General features: G+C 65.4%; 10 protein-coding genes. 7 read left to right on the plus strand and 3 right to left on the minus strand.

Going from position 1 to position 13,288, the window contains the following annotated elements:
* Positions 1 to 63 precede the first annotated feature (63 nt).
* The 7 genes from kdpF to HU748_RS08395 all read left to right on the plus strand — a co-directional run bounded on the left by kdpF (position 64) and on the right by HU748_RS08395 (position 9,488).
* A complete protein-coding gene (gene kdpF / locus HU748_RS08365) occupies positions 64 to 153 on the plus strand; it encodes a K(+)-transporting ATPase subunit F (RefSeq protein WP_082421007.1) in 90 nt (29 codons plus the stop codon).
* A 9-nt stretch (positions 154 to 162) separates the two neighbouring features.
* The gene (kdpA, locus tag HU748_RS08370) at positions 163 to 1,857 is read left to right on the plus strand and encodes a potassium-transporting ATPase subunit KdpA (protein WP_186720041.1); all 1,695 of its coding nucleotides are present in this window, start codon (positions 163 to 165) and stop codon (positions 1,855 to 1,857) included.
* Positions 1,858 to 1,867: 10 nt separating this feature from the next.
* The gene (gene kdpB, locus HU748_RS08375; protein ID WP_186720042.1) at positions 1,868 to 3,919 is read left to right on the plus strand and encodes a potassium-transporting ATPase subunit KdpB; all 2,052 of its coding nucleotides are present in this window, start codon (positions 1,868 to 1,870) and stop codon (positions 3,917 to 3,919) included.
* Positions 3,920 to 3,932: 13 nt separating this feature from the next.
* A complete protein-coding gene (gene kdpC / locus HU748_RS08380) occupies positions 3,933 to 4,496 on the plus strand; it encodes a potassium-transporting ATPase subunit KdpC (protein ID WP_186720043.1) in 564 nt (187 codons plus the stop codon).
* A gap of 147 nt (positions 4,497 to 4,643) precedes the next feature.
* On the plus strand, positions 4,644 to 7,298 hold the full coding sequence (locus HU748_RS08385; RefSeq protein ID WP_186720046.1) for a sensor histidine kinase KdpD: 2,655 nt from the start codon (positions 4,644 to 4,646) through the stop codon (positions 7,296 to 7,298).
* A complete protein-coding gene (locus tag HU748_RS08390) occupies positions 7,295 to 7,996 on the plus strand; it encodes a response regulator (protein ID WP_186666194.1) in 702 nt (233 codons plus the stop codon). Before HU748_RS08385 ends, HU748_RS08390 begins: the two co-directional genes overlap by 4 nt.
* 139 nt (positions 7,997 to 8,135) lie before the next feature.
* On the plus strand, positions 8,136 to 9,488 hold the full coding sequence (locus HU748_RS08395) for an MFS transporter (protein WP_186720047.1): 1,353 nt from the start codon (positions 8,136 to 8,138) through the stop codon (positions 9,486 to 9,488).
* A gap of 95 nt (positions 9,489 to 9,583) precedes the next feature.
* Here HU748_RS08395 and HU748_RS08400 read toward each other — a convergent pair whose 3' ends face one another.
* The 3 genes from HU748_RS08400 to HU748_RS08410 are packed head-to-tail and all read right to left on the minus strand — an operon-like array spanning position 9,584 to position 13,287.
* On the minus strand, positions 9,584 to 11,191 hold the full coding sequence (locus tag HU748_RS08400) for an ABC transporter ATP-binding protein (RefSeq protein WP_186720049.1): 1,608 nt from the start codon (positions 11,189 to 11,191) through the stop codon (positions 9,584 to 9,586).
* A 1-nt stretch (position 11,192) separates the two neighbouring features.
* On the minus strand, positions 11,193 to 12,212 hold the full coding sequence (locus tag HU748_RS08405; protein ID WP_186666185.1) for an ABC transporter permease: 1,020 nt from the start codon (positions 12,210 to 12,212) through the stop codon (positions 11,193 to 11,195).
* A gap of 1 nt (position 12,213) precedes the next feature.
* Positions 12,214 to 13,287 (minus strand): microcin C ABC transporter permease YejB, encoded by a 1,074-nt coding sequence (locus HU748_RS08410; protein WP_186666183.1) that lies wholly within the window; start codon positions 13,285 to 13,287, stop codon positions 12,214 to 12,216.
* Position 13,288: the final 1 nt, after the last annotated feature.

Raw genomic sequence — 13,288 nt, forward strand, 5'->3', positions numbered from 1 at the left:
TACGCCCCTCCCTCCGACAATTCCTCCAAAGCGGCCGACGCCGCAAGACGGGGAGATTCACAGATGAACATGCTCGACGGAGTGTCACTGCTGCTGGCAGTGGCGTTGTCCATTTACCTGCTGGTGGCGCTGCTGCGCGCCGATCGCAGCTAGGGAGCGGCCATGCACAGCTACGACTTCGCATTGCTGCTGGCGTTCCTGGCCCTGGTGCTGCTGCCAGCACCCTGGCTTGGGCGGTTCTACTACAAGGTCATGGAGGGCCAGCGTACCTGGCTGTCGCCGATCCTCGGCCCGGTAGAGCAGGGTTGTTACCGGTTGTCCGGGGTACGCGCCGAACAGGAGCAGAACTGGAAGCAATACACCCTGGCGCTGCTGGCCTTCAACCTGATGGGCTTCCTGGTGCTGTTCGCCGTGCTCCTGCTGCAGGGTTCGTTGCCGCTCAACCCGCAGCATCTGCCGGGCCAGGAATGGTCGCTGGCATTCAACACCGCCGTCAGCTTCATGACCAACACCAACTGGCAGGCCTACAGCGGTGAGGCTTCGCTCAGCTACCTGAGCCAGATGATCGGCCTGACCGTGCAGAACTTCGTCAGCGCTGCCACCGGCCTTGCCGTGCTGGTCGCCCTGTGCCGTGGTATCGGCCGGCGCTCGACCCACAACCTTGGCAACTTCTGGGTCGACATGACCCGTGCCACCCTCTACGGTCTGCTGCCACTGTGCATCGTGCTGGCGTTGCTGCTGGTGTGGCAGGGTGTGCCACAGACCTTCGCCGACTACGCCCACGCCGTCACCCTGCAAGGTGCCGACCAGAGCATCCCGCTGGGCCCTGCCGCCAGCCAGATCGCGATCAAGCAACTGGGCACCAACGGCGGCGGCTTCTTCGGCGTCAACTCGGCGCATCCGTTCGAGAACCCCACGGCCTGGAGCAACCTGTTCGAGGTGGCTTCGATCATTCTGATTCCGGTGGCACTGGTGTTCACCTTCGGCCACTACGTCAAGGACCTGCGTCAGAGCCGGGCGATCCTGGCCTGCATGTTGGGCCTGTTCCTGATCGGCGGTGCGGTCGGCCTGTGGGCCGAATACCAGCCCAACCCGGCCCTGGACAGCGCTCAGGTGCAGCAAAGCGCGCCGATGGAAGGCAAGGAAAGCCGCTTTGGTACCACCGCTAGCGTGCTGTGGACCGTGACGACGACCTCCGCCTCCAACGGTTCGGTCAACGCCATGCACGACAGCCTCAATCCGCTGACCAGCATGGTGGCGATGGTCAACATGATGGTTGGCGAGGTGATCTTCGGCGGCGTCGGCTCGGGCCTCTACGGCATGCTGCTGTTCGTGCTGATCGCGGTGTTCCTGGCTGGGCTGATGATCGGTCGTACACCGGAATACCTGGGCAAGAAGTTGCAGGCCCGTGAAGTGCAATTGTTGGTCGCGACACTGCTGGTGATGCCGGTTGGCGTGCTGGTGCTCGGCGCCATCGCCGCCAGCCTGCAGGGGCCGGCAGGCGCGGTGAGCAATCCGGGGCCGCATGGTTTCAGCCAGTTGCTGTATGCCTACACCTCCGGCACCGCCAACAACGGTTCGGCCTTCGGCGGCTTCGGTGCCAACACCGTGTTCCACAACCTGATGATCGGCCTGGCCATGCTGATCGGGCGCTTCGGCTACATCCTGCCGGTGCTGGCACTGGCGGGCAGCCTGGCCGCCAAGAAAAGCGCGCCGCAGGGCCAGAACAGCTTCCCCACCCATGGCCCGCTGTTCGCCGGCCTGCTGTTGGTGACCATCCTGCTGGTCGGTGGGCTGACCTTCCTGCCGACCCTGGCCCTGGGGCCGATTGCCGAACAGTTGAGCCTGGGTTTCTGAGGATCCGAACATGAACATGCCCATTTCTGAAGTGAAAGCTACCCGCGCCGCCGACCAGACCCGCTTCGCCGCGCTCTGGCGCCCGGCCCTGGTGCAGGCCTTCGTCAAGCTCGATCCGCGCCAGCTCAAGCGCTCGCCTGTCATGCTGGTGGTCGCCCTGACGGCTGTGCTGACCACGGTCCTGTGTCTGGTGCCCGGCAGCGGTGTGAGCACTGGCGTGGCAGTGCAGATCGCCCTGTGGCTGTGGTTCACCGTGCTCTTCGCCAACTTCGCCGAGGCCTTGGCGGAAGGCCGGGGCAAGGCCCGTGCTGATAGTCTCAAGGCCGGCAGCCAGGGCCTGACTGCTCAGCGCCGTCTGGCCAATGGCAGCTTCGAAACCGTCGCTGCCACCGCATTGCGCAAGGACGATGTGGTGCGGGTGGTGGCCGGTGAGCTGATCCCGGGTGATGGCGAGGTGCTCGAAGGCATCGCCGCCGTCAACGAGGCGGCGATCACCGGCGAGTCGGCGCCGGTGATCCGCGAGTCCGGTGGCGACCGTTCGGCCGTGACCGGCAATACCCGGCTGGTTTCCGACTGGCTGCTGATCCGCATCACCAGCAACCCTGGTGAGTCGACCCTGGACCGCATGATCGCCCTGGTCGAAGGCGCCAAGCGCCAGAAGACCCCCAACGAGATTGCCCTGGATATCCTGCTGATCGGCCTGACCCTGATTTTCCTGATCGTAGTGGTGACCTTGCAGCCGTTCGCCCATTTCGTGGGTGGCAGCCTGCCACTGATCTTCCTCGCCGCGCTGCTGGTGACGCTGATTCCGACGACCATTGGTGGCCTGCTGTCGGCCATCGGTATCGCGGGTATGGATCGCCTGGTGCGCCTTAACGTCATCGCCCGCTCCGGGCGTGCGGTGGAGGCTGCGGGCGACGTGCACACGTTGATGCTCGACAAGACCGGCACCATCACCTTCGGTAACCGCCGCTGCAGCGCCCTGCATGCAGCGCCCGGTGTTACCGCCAAGGAGCTGGGGGAGGGAGCCTTGCTTGCCTCGCTGGCCGACGATACGGCCGAGGGCAAGTCCATCGTCGACTACCTGCGCCAGTTGCACGATTTCGACGAACCCGCTGCCGCGCAGTACAGCGCCATCGCTTTCAGCGCCGAGACGCGTCTTTCGGGTATCGACTTCGGGCCGCGTCACTACCGCAAGGGTGCCGTGGACGCGGTGCTGGCGTTCGTCGGCCTGCAACGCCTGGAAATGCCGGTTTCGTTGGCCCGTGAAGTCGAGCGCATCGCCCAGAGTGGCGGCACGCCCTTGCTGGTATGTGTCGACCGCCACCTACTGGGGGTGATCCACCTCAAGGACGTGGTCAAGCCCGGCATCCGTGAGCGTTTCGCCGAGTTGCGCAAGCTGGGTATCCGCACCGTGATGGTGACCGGTGACAACCCACTGACCGCCGCAGCCATCGCCGCCGAGGCCGGTGTCGATGACGTGCTTGCCGAGGCCACCCCCGAGAAGAAGCTGGCGCGCATTCGCCAGGAGCAGAATGACGGCCGCCTGGTCGCCATGTGCGGCGACGGTGCCAACGATGCTCCGGCCCTGGCCCAGGCGGATGTCGGCATGGCCATGAACGACGGTACTCAGGCGGCGCGCGAGGCGGCCAACATGGTCGACCTGGACAGCGATCCGACCAAGCTGCTGGATGTGGTCCAGGTCGGCAAGGAACTGCTGGTGACCCGTGGTGCACTGACCACGTTCTCCATCGCCAACGACGTGGCCAAGTACTTCGCCATCCTGCCGGCCCTGTTCGCCTCGATCTACCCGCAACTGGGTGTGCTCAACCTGATGCGCCTGACCAGCCCGCAAAGCGCGATCCTTTCGGCGATCGTCTTCAACGCGCTGATCATCATCGTGCTGATCCCCCTGGCCTTGCGCGGCGTGCGCGTGCAGGCGGCAAGTGCCGCGCACCTGCTGCGACGCAACCTGCTGATCTACGGCGTGGGTGGCATCCTGGTGCCGTTCGCCGGGATCAAGCTGATCGACATGCTGCTCACTGCCCTGCACCTGGTCTGAAGGAGAGACGAACATGAGCACCTACGTACGCCCGGCCGTGAGCCTGGTCCTGCTGATGACCCTGGTCACCGGCGCGCTGTACCCGCTGGCGGTGACCGGTATCGCCCAGGTCGCCTTCCCCGATCAGGCCAATGGCAGCCTGGTGCGCGATGAGCAGGGGCAGGTGCGCGGCTCGGCGTTGATCGCCCAGGAGTTCAAGGGCGACGGCTGGTTCCAGTCGCGCCCTTCGGCCGGCGCCTTCGCGACGGTGTCCAGCAGCGCGAGCAACCTGGCACCGAGCAATCCGGCGCTGGCGGAGCGGGTCAAGAGTGATGCCGCCGCCCTGTACCAGCCTGAACTGGGGCCGGTGCCGCAGGCCCTGCTGACCACCTCCGGCAGCGGGCTCGACCCGCAGTTGCCGCCGGAGGCGATTGCCTACCAGCTGCCGCGTGTGGCGGCGGCCCGGCAGATCCCTATCGAGCGCTTGCAAGCGCTGGTGGATGAGGCCACTCTGCGGCCATTGGTCGGCCCGCCCGTGGTCAATGTGCTGGCCTTGAACCAGGCGCTGGAGCGGTTGGCGCCTGTGACTGATCGCTGACATCCAGACCATGTCGCGGCCATCGCGGGGCAAGCCCGCTCCTACAGGTTCACCGGTGTTCACGAGAACGGCGCAGTACCTGTGGGAGCGGGCTTGTCCCGCGATGGCCTGCGAAGCAGGCCCCGGCCCCTTACCAAAGGATCAAGCATGAGTGATTCCGCCCGCGCCGATGCGCTGTTGGCGAGCCTGCCCCGCAACGGTCGCGGCAGGCTTAAAGTATTTCTGGGCGCCGCTCCCGGCGTGGGCAAGACCTTCGCCATGCTCCAGGCCGCCCATGCCCAGCAGCGCCAGGGGGTGAAGGTGCTGGCGGCGGTGGTGGAGACCCATGGTCGTGCTGAAACCGAGGCGCTGCTCGGTGGCTTGGCGCAGCAGCCTCTGCTGCGCAGCGAGTACCGTGGCGTCACCCTCGAAGAAATGGATCTCGACGGCCTGCTCAAGGCTGCACCGCCCCTGGCGCTGGTCGACGAGCTGGCGCATACCAACGCCCCAGGTAGCCGCCACGCCAAGCGCTGGCAGGATGTTCAGGAACTGCTCGCTGCCGGTATCGATGTGTATACCACGGTCAATGTCCAGCACCTGGAAAGCCTCAACGACAAGGTCCGCGACATCACCGGCGTGCAGGTGCGCGAAACCCTGCCCGACTGGGTGCTGCAGGAAGCCTTCGAGCTGGTGCTGATCGACCTGCCGCCCCGTGAACTGCTCGAGCGCTTGCGCGAAGGCAAGGTCTACGTGCCTGAGCAGGCACGGGCGGCGATCGATGCGTTCTTCTCCCAGACCAACCTCACTGCCTTGCGCGAGCTGGCCATGCAGACCGCCGCGGCCCAGGTCGATGCCGACCTTGCCCATGGCTACCGCCAGCGCGGCGAGCAGGCGCCGACCTTGCGAGGGCGCCTGCTGGTCGGGGTCGATGGCGATGAGCAGGCCGAGCGCCTGGTGCGCCATGCCAGCCGCGTCGCCCAGCGTCGGCATCTGCCGTGGAGCCTGGTGCACGTCGACAACGGCAAGCTGCGTGACGAGGGCGCGCGTCAGCGCCTGCAGGCTGCGCAGCAGTTGGCCGAGCGCCTGGGTGGCGAAGTCGTGGTACTCAGGGCCGGGGAGGTGGCGCGCACGCTCATCCAGCATGCGCTGGAACGGCGGGCGAGCCTGGTGCTGGTCGGCCAGTCTCGCGATCGCCTGCGCCGTCGCCTGTTCGGTGCGGGCGTCGCCGCACGCTTGCTGCGCGACAGCCGGGGGTTGGAGATCAACGTGCTCGACCGCGACGCTCAACCCGCAGCGACACGGGCGGTGGTCAAGCGCGCCTGGGTCTGGCGCCACTATTGGCTGGCGCTGCTGGCGACCGTACTGGCGGCGGGGCTGGCCTGGGCCGTGTCCAGCGTGCTGGCATTGCCGAACATCTCGCTGGTGTTCCTCGCGGCGGTGCTGCTGGTCGCGGTGCGCAGCAGCCTGGGGCCTGCGCTGGCCTGTGCGGCGCTGTCGTTCCTGACCTATGACTTCCTGTTCATCCCGCCGAACTTCTCGTTCAGCATCCAGCGTGAAGAGGATGTGCTGACCCTGGTGTTCTTCCTGCTCATGGCCGCCCTGACCGGCAACCTCGCCGCTCGCCAGCGCCGTCAGTTGCAGGCGCTGCGCGAAACCCAGGGCGAGACCCGGCAACTGCTCGACCTGTCGCGCCGCCTGACCGTGGCCACGGATCGCCAGGCGGTGTTCAGTGCCGCTGGCCAGCACCTGGACGATTGGCAGGATATCCAGATCTGCCTGCTCGAACGCGATACCGAGGGTTTGTTGCAGGTCGCCAGCGGCGGGCCGCAGGCTTTTACCGACAACGAGCGCGCCGCTGCCGAATGGGCCTGGCAACATGGCCAGGCGGCAGGGCATGGCAGCGATACCTTGCCCCATGGTCGCTGGTGGTGGTGGCCGCTGGCGGTCGACGAGTCTCCCATGGCCTTGTTGGGTGTGCAGCCCGCCGCGGGCGAGCCCTTGAGCGCTCAGCGTCGACGCCTGCTGACGGCGCTGGCCGAGCCGCTGGCCCAGGCCCTGGCCCGCGCACGCCTGGCCGAGCAGCTCGAAGCTGCGCGCCTGCATGGCGAAACCGAGCAGTTGCGCAGCGCCTTGCTTGCCTCGGTGTCCCATGACCTGCGCACCCCGCTGACCGCCATGCGCGGCAGCATCGACAGCTTGTTGGCGCTGGGCGATGCGATCCCGCCGGATGATCGTCGTGAGCTGCTCGAAGGCACCCGCAACGAAGCCGAGCGCCTGGATCGTTACATCCAGAACCTGCTCGACATGACCCGACTGGGCCATGGCGGCCTGAAGCTTGCGCGTGACTGGGTGTCGCCCGGCGATATCGTCGGCAGTGCCCTCAACCGCCTGCGCGCGGTGCTTGCACCGCTGCGCGTGGTCACCGAGGTGCCCGCCGAGCTGCCACTGCTGTTCGTGCATGCAGCGCTGATCGAGCAGGCGCTGGTCAACGTCCTGGAGAACGCGGCGCGTTTCTCGCCGACCAATGGTCGCCTGGCGCTGCGGGTGGCGGTGCAGGACGAGCGCCTGTGCTTCTCGGTTGCTGACCAGGGCCCGGGCATCCCGGTGGCCGAGCGCGAGAAGATCTTCGACATGTTCTACACCGCTGCCCGTGGCGACCGCGGCGGGCAGGGCACGGGCCTGGGGCTTGCGATCTGCCAGGGCATGATCGGCGCCCATGGCGGCAGCATCCTGGTCGGCGAGGGCATCGATGGCCAGGGCACCTGCATCACTCTATGCTTGCCATTGCCCCCTCAACCCGACAGCGACAGTGAAGCCCCATGAGCCAAGCCGCTACCCTTCTGGTCATCGACGACGAACCGCAGATCCGCAAGTTCCTGCGCATCAGTCTCGTGTCCCAGGGCTACAAGGTGATCGAGGCTGCGACCGGTGGCGAAGGCCTGGCCCAGGCGGCACTGAGCAAGCCTGACCTTGTGGTGCTCGATCTCGGCTTGCCGGACATGGACGGCCAGCAGGTGCTGCGTGACCTGCGCGAGTGGAGCAGCGTGCCGGTGATGGTGCTCTCGGTGCGTGCCAGCGAGGTGCAGAAGGTCGATGCATTGGATGGCGGCGCCAACGACTACGTGACCAAGCCGTTCGGTATCCAGGAGTTCCTTGCCCGGGTGCGCGCGCTGTTGCGGCACAAGCCCCAGGCGGGCTCCGGGCAAGCGGCCAGTGCCAGCTTCGGTGCGCTGGTGGTCGATTTCGCCTATCGCAAGGTCACCCTCGACGGCGTCGAGGTGGCATTGACGCGCAAGGAGTATGCGCTGCTGGCGCAACTGGCCGGACATCCGGGGCGGGTGATCACCCAGCAGCAGTTGCTCAAGGATATCTGGGGCCCGACCCATGTCGACGACACCCACTACCTGCGTATCGTGGTGGGGCATCTGCGGCACAAGCTGGGTGACGATCCGACCGCCCCGCGGTACATCATCACCGAGGCGGGGGTGGGGTATCGGTTGGTGGCGCCGCCATCGGTGTAAATGCTACGGGCGACCCGTCAGGCCGCAGCCCATCGCGGGATATAAGCCCGGTCAATGGTGGCAGACGTCGCGCACCTTACCCTCTAGATTTCGTCAGGCGTGCTGGAAGCCCTGAATAACGATAACGAGGGACCCGACCATGACCACCGCTCCCCAAGCGTCCAACGCCTGGCGCATCTTGTTCCTGCTGTTCCTGGCCAACCTGTTCAACTTCTTCGACCGCACCATCCCCGCGATCATCATCGAACCGATCCGTCTGGAGTGGCACCTGAGCGACTTCCAGATCGGCCTGATCGGCACGGCCTTCACCTTGGTGTACGCCATCGCCGGCTTGCCGCTGGCGCGGATGGCCGATACCGGTTCGCGCGCCAAGCTGATGGGCTGGGGCCTGGCGGCCTGGAGCGGGTTGACGGCAGTCAACGGCATGGTCGGCAGCTTCTGGAGCTTTCTGCTGGTGCGCATGGGCGTGGGCATCGGCGAGGCCAGCTATGCACCCGCCGCCAACTCGCTGATCGGCGACCTGTTCCCGGCCGAGCGGCGCTCGCGTGCGATGGGCATCTTCATGCTCGGCCTGCCGCTGGGCTTGTTGCTGGCGTTCTTCACCATCGGTGCCATGGTCCAGGCGTTCGACAGCTGGCGCGCGCCGTTCTTCATCGCGGCGGTGCCCGGCCTGCTACTGGCGCTGTTCATCTTCATGATCCGCGAACCTGCGCGCGGCGCTGCGGAAACCGTGGCCATCTCCCAGGCGCCGGTTGATCGTCCGCTGCGGCGGGTGCTGAGCGTACCCACGTTCGCCTGGCTGGTACTGGCGGGGTTGACCTTCAACTTCGCCTCGTACGCCTGCAACTCGTTCATGGTGCCGATGCTGCAGCGCTACTTCGCCTTGCCCTTGCACGATGCGGCCGTGGCAACGGGGATGATTGTCGGTCTGAGTGGCCTGGTGGGCCTCACGCTGGGTGGCTGGGTGGCCGACAAGGTGCATCAGCGCTTTGCCAATGGACGCCTGTTGTTCGCCGCGCTGAGCATGTTGGTGGCCACCCTTGCCACCGCCTGGGCACTGTACGCCGGGCGTATCGAGCTGGGGCTGTTCGTCGCGGTGTTCGGTGTCGGCTGGCTGTTCTCATACAACTTCTACACCTGCGTGTACACGGCGATCCAGGATGTGGTGCAACCACGCCTGCGTGCGACTGCCATGGCGTTGTACTTCGCCGGGCTCTACCTGCTCGGCGGTGGCCTGGGCCCGGTGGTGGTCGGCGGGCTATCGGATCATTTTGCCGTGTCGGCCATGGAGACGGCGGGACAGGTGGTGATGAGCGAGGCGTTCAAGGCCCAGGGGCTGCATGACGCGATGTACCTGATCCCGGTGGCGCTGATGTTGACCTTGGTGTTTCTGCTGGCGGCGTCGCGGTGCTTTGTGCGCGACGCGCAGAAGATGCGCGAGGGGATGGTGCTCGAAGGCGAGGCAGTGACTGCCCGCGCCGCCGAAGCCTGAGCTCTAGCCGACTTGAGCCTGCTCACTCCTACCAGGGCTGAGCGGGCTCTTGGGTTTTGAACGAGTTAGTCGCTCTTTGTCATTGCACAAAGGCATTAACTGTTCGTCGCCTCCAGAAACGCTGCCTCCAGCAACTGCCGGGTATATGGATGTTGCGGCGCATGGAAGATCTCCTGCGCATCGCCTTGTTCCACCACGTGCCCGTGCTTGATCACCATCAACTGGTGACTCAACGCCTTCACCACCGCGAGGTCATGGCTGATGAACAGGTACGTCAGGTTGTACTTCAACTGCAGGTTGCGCAGCAGTTCCACGACCTGCCGCTGTACGGTCCGGTCCAGCGCCGAGGTTGGCTCGTCCAGCAGGATCAAGGCCGGCTTCAACACCAGCGCCCGGGCGATCGCGATCCGCTGGCGCTGCCCGCCAGAGAACTCGTGTGGATACCGGTGCCGTGTACGCGGATCCAGCCCCACTTCCTCCAGCGCCGCAATGATTGCGGCTTCCTGCTCGGCGGGGGTGCCGATCTTGTGAATCCGTAACCCTTCGCCAACGATATCGGCCACGCACATGCGCGGGCTCAGGCTGCCGAACGGGTCCTGGAACACCACCTGCATCTCGCGCCGCAGCGGCCGCACTTCCTGCTGGTTCAGCCCTTCCAGCGACTGTCCGTGGAAGCGAATCCCACCCTGGCTTGCGATCAAGCGCAAGATCGCCAGCCCCAGCGTTGATTTACCGGATCCGCTCTCGCCGACGATCCCCAGGGTTTGCCCCTGCGGAAGGCTGAAATTGATCCCATCGACGGCTTTCACATGATCGACAGTGCGACGCAGCAGGCCCTTCTTGATCGGGAACCACACCTTCAGGTCGTTGACCTCCAGCAGCGGTTTGCCGACCGCGTTCGCCGCCGGGCCGCCGCTGGGCTCGGCATTGATCAGCATCTGCGTATAGGGGTGCTGCGGGGCCTTGAACAGCGTCTCGCAGTCGGCCTGCTCGACGATCTTGCCGCACTGCATCACGCACACGCGGTGGGCGATACGCCGCACCAGGTTGAGGTCGTGGCTGATCAGCAGCAGCGCCATGCCCAGGCGTGCCTGCAGGGATTTGAGCAAATCGAGGATCTTGAGCTGCACGGTGACGTCGAGCGCGGTGGTGGGCTCGTCGGCGATCAGCAGTTCGGGTTCGTTGGCCAGGGCCATGGCGATCATCACGCGCTGGCGCTGGCCGCCGGAGAGCTCGTGGGGCAGGGCCTTGAGGCGCTTCTTCGGGTCGGGAATGCCGACCAGTTCGAGCAGCTCCAGGGTGCGGGCGGTGGCCTGCTTGCCGGTGAGGCCTTTGTGCAGCAGGAGGATCTCGTTGATCTGCTTCTCGATGCAATGCAGCGGGTTCAGCGAGGTCATCGGTTCCTGGAAGATCATCGCGATGCGGTTGCCGCGGATGCGCTGCATGGGCTTTTCGCCCAGGTGCAGGAGATCCTTGCCGCCATAGTGGATGGTGCCGCCGGGGTGGCGGGCGAGCGGGTAGGGCAGCAGGCGCAGGATCGAGTGAGCGGTGACCGATTTGCCCGAGCCGCTCTCGCCGACCAGGGCCAGGGTCTCGCCCTTGCGGATGTCGAAACTGATGCCATCAACCACACGATTGACCTGTTCGCCGGTGACGAACTCCACCGCCAGGTCGCGCACTTCGATCAGGGTGTCTTGGCTCATGTCATTTCCTTGGGTCGAAGGCATCGCGGGCGGACTCGCCGATGAACACCAGCAGGCTCAGCATCACTGCAAGCACGGCGAAGGCGCTGATACCCAGCCATGGGGCCTGCAGGTTGGACTTGCCCTGGGCGACCAGTTCGCCCAGCGACGGAGAGCCGGCAGGCAGACCGAAGCCCAGGAAATCGAGGGCGGTGAGGGTGCCGATGGCGCCGGTGAGGATGAATGGCATGAAGGTCATGGTCGAGATCATGGCATTGGGCAGGATGTGCCGGAACATGATCGGGCCGTTGCGCATGCCCAGTGCGCGTGCGGCGCGCACGTACTCGAGGTTGCGCCCGCGCAGGAATTCGGCGCGCACCACGTCCACCAGGCTCATCCACGAGAACAGCAGCATGATGCCGAGCAACCACCAGAAGTTTGGCTGTACGAAGCTTGCGAGGATGATCAACAGGTAGAGCACCGGCAGGCCCGACCAGATTTCCAGGAAACGCTGGCCAGCCAGGTCCACCCAGCCGCCATAGAAGCCCTGCAGGGCCCCGGCGATGACGCCGACGATGGAGCTGGCGATGGTCAGCGTCAGGGCGAACAGCACCGAGATGCGGAATCCGTAGATCACCCGGGCGAGCACGTCGCGACCCTGATCGTCGGTACCGAGCAGGTTGTCGGTCGAGGGCGGCGCGGGGGCAGGGACCTTCAGGTCGTAGTTGATGCTCTGGTAGCTGAACGGGATTGGCGCCCACAGCACGAAGCTGTCCTTCTTTTCCAGCAGTTCGCGGATATAGGGGCTCTTGTAGTTGGCTTCCAGCGGGAATTCGCCGCCGAAGGTGGTTTCCGGGTAGCGTTTGAACGCCGGGAAATACCACTCGCCGTCGTAGCGCACGGCGATGGGCTTGTCGTTGGCGATCAACTCGGCACCCAGGCTCAGGCCGAACAGGATCAGGAACAGCCACAGCGACCACCAGCCGCGACGGTTGGCCTTGAAGCGCTCGAAGCGCCGGCGGTTCAGGGGAGAGAGGGCCATGTCAGTGCTCCCGGCTGGCGAAGTCGATGCGCGGATCGACCAGGGTGTAGGTGAGGTCGCCGATCAGTTTCACCACCAGCCCCAGCAGGGTGAAGATGAACAGGGTGCCGAACACCACCGGGTAGTCGCGGTTGATGGCCGCTTCGAAACTCATCAGGCCCAGGCCGTCGAGGGAGAAAATGACCTCGATCAGCAGGGAACCGGTGAAGAAGATGCCGATGAACGCCGAGGGGAAGCCGGCAATCACCAGCAGCATGGCGTTGCGGAATACATGGCCGTAGAGCACGCGGTTACGGCTCAGGCCCTTGGCCTTGGCGGTGATCACGTACTGCTTGTTGATCTCGTCGAGGAAGCTGTTCTTGGTCAGCAGGGTCATGGTGGCGAAGTTTCCGATCACCAGCGCGGTGATCGGCAGCACCAGGTGCCAGAAGTAGTCCATCACCTTACCGGCGGTGGACAGTTCGTCGAAGTTGTTCGAGGTCAGGCCCCGGAGCGGGAACCAGTCGAAATAGCTGCCACCGGCGAACAGCACGATCAGCAGGATGGCGAAGAGGAACGCGGGGATGGCGTAGCCGACGATGATCGCCGAGCTGGTCCAGACGTCGAAGTGGCTGCCGTGGCGCACTGCCTTGGCAATCCCCAGCGGGATCGACACCAGGTACATGATCAATGTGCTCCACAGCCCCAGCGAAATCGACACGGGCATCTTCTCGGCGATCAGGTCGATGACCTTGGCATCGCGGAAGAAGCTGTCGCCGAAGTCGAGCTGGGCGTAGTTCTTGACCATGATCCACAACCGCTCGGGGGCTGATTTGTCGAAACCGTACATACGTTCGATTTCAGCGACCAGCGCCGGGTCCAGGCCTTGGGCCCCTCGGTAGTTGGAGCCGGCCACCGACACTTCGGCGCCGCCACCGGCGATGCGGCTGGTGGCGCCATCGAAACCCTCGAGCTTGGCGATCATCTGCTCGACTGGGCCGCCGGGGGCGGCCTGGACGATGATGAAGTTGATGATGAGGATGCCGAACAGGGTCGGGATGATCAGCAGCAGGCGGCGCAGAATGTAGGCAAGCATG

The sequence above is a fragment of the Pseudomonas sp. RW3S2 genome (genome assembly GCF_014268955.1).
Lineage (GTDB): Bacteria > Pseudomonadota > Gammaproteobacteria > Pseudomonadales > Pseudomonadaceae > Aquipseudomonas > Aquipseudomonas wayambapalatensis.